Origin of the sequence: Paraburkholderia sp. RL17-373-BIF-A, assembly GCF_046030175.1 — a bacterium.
Taxonomy (GTDB): domain Bacteria; phylum Pseudomonadota; class Gammaproteobacteria; order Burkholderiales; family Burkholderiaceae; genus Paraburkholderia.
Genome location: NZ_JARESO010000257.1, coordinates 1 through 1,423, shown reverse-complemented (window position 1 = coordinate 1,423; position 1,423 = coordinate 1). Strand labels below are relative to the sequence as shown.

Genomic DNA, 1,423 nt, shown 5'->3' with positions numbered 1-1,423 from the left:
GATCCGGCAAGCCAGCGCTTGACCCGTCTATGCAATTCTCAATCGTTCCAGTGAATTTGGGCATGCTCGTTCGATCCGGCTCGCTATAGTGTTAGTGCCGTCTGCCGATGCCAAGACACTACACTACTCCCTTGACACGGCGCGGAGCGCCATATGGCCGGGGCGCGGCTAGTGCCGGAAGCCCGTCGCTGCTTGTGATGAACACATGAATGCTCCTGATGTATCCGGCGATGTGAGACCCTTGTTCATCCGATCAGCGCGGGGCCCCACACGAAAGGGGGCGAATGCAACACGGGAAGGCTGCCGGCGAGTTCCTCGTGTCGTGTGTGGACACGGCATAAGTATCCATCGCGGTCGATGCATCCATAGGATTAATATGTCTGTTGTAACTGCACTTACGTTTGCAAGAGCCTTTTTTGGCAAGTACCAGTCTGGTCAGTGGTTGGGGGGCGGGACGCACGAAGCCTTCCGGCGCGGCGTGGACGGAAGAGACATCCCCACGTTCGGCAAGGAGGTCTTCCGGACTGTGACGGCCAACGCCCAAGAAAGCATGGCCAAGCGGGCGGGGGACTTCGATATTTCCTGCTCACGCGGGACGGTGACGGCGGCGATCACCCTAGTGACCGCCTTTATTGGACTGCTCATCGAGCGGGTTTGCAAGCGCATCAGCAGCCACCAGAAGGAAGATGCCGTAGTACAGGCGGTAGTGGACCTTCATGCAAAAGTCAACTCTGGAGAATTCTCGGTTAGGCGCCCGGGTAACCGTTCTGTTTCGGTAAGGTTGAAACACGGTGGAGAGCTGGAAGTTTCAGAGGACACAGACGAGAACGGCACAGTTCTCGCCGTTATCGTGAAAACTGGCGCGACATCAGAGTCCTTTGCCGTGGAGGGGGGCACCATCGATGACCTCAAAGCAGTCCTAGAGCAAGAGATTGTTCGGCACGAGGCAGACCATTATCTGTACAGGGAAGCGGTTGGACGCATCTCACTGATGAGGCAGGACTTGCTCGGACGGGGTAGGGTGGACCTGCGCGGAGTGGACCTAAGTGGGGTGGACCTGCGCTGGATCAGTCTGCGCTGCATCGACCTAGGCGGGGCGAACCTGAGCGGGGCGAACTTGAGCGGGGCGGACCTGCGCTGGAAGGGCTTGTACGAGGCTAACTTGAGTGGGGCGAACCTGACTGGAGTGGCGCTGAGCGGAGCGGGCCTGCGCAGCGCGAACCTGAGCGGGGTGGACCTGAGCGGGGCGAACCTGCGCAGGGCAAACCTGAGCGGAGCGAACCTGAGCGAAGCGAACCTTGGTGGGACGAACCTTAGCGGGACGGATCTTAGCGGAGCGAACCTGAGCGGGGCGAACCTTAGCGGAGCGAGGCTGACCTACTCGGAGCTGCGCGGGGCGACCTTGCATCGGACGACATTCTCG

Annotated in this window: 1 protein-coding gene; it reads left to right on the top strand. The window is 60.0% G+C overall.

Annotated features, from left to right (window positions below; all coding sequences use genetic code 11):
• Positions 1 to 376: 376 nt before the first annotated feature.
• Positions 377 to 1,423, top strand: a 1,047-nt coding sequence (locus P0D80_RS50155) for a pentapeptide repeat-containing protein (protein ID WP_408296187.1), incomplete at its 3' end; no start/stop codon positions are given.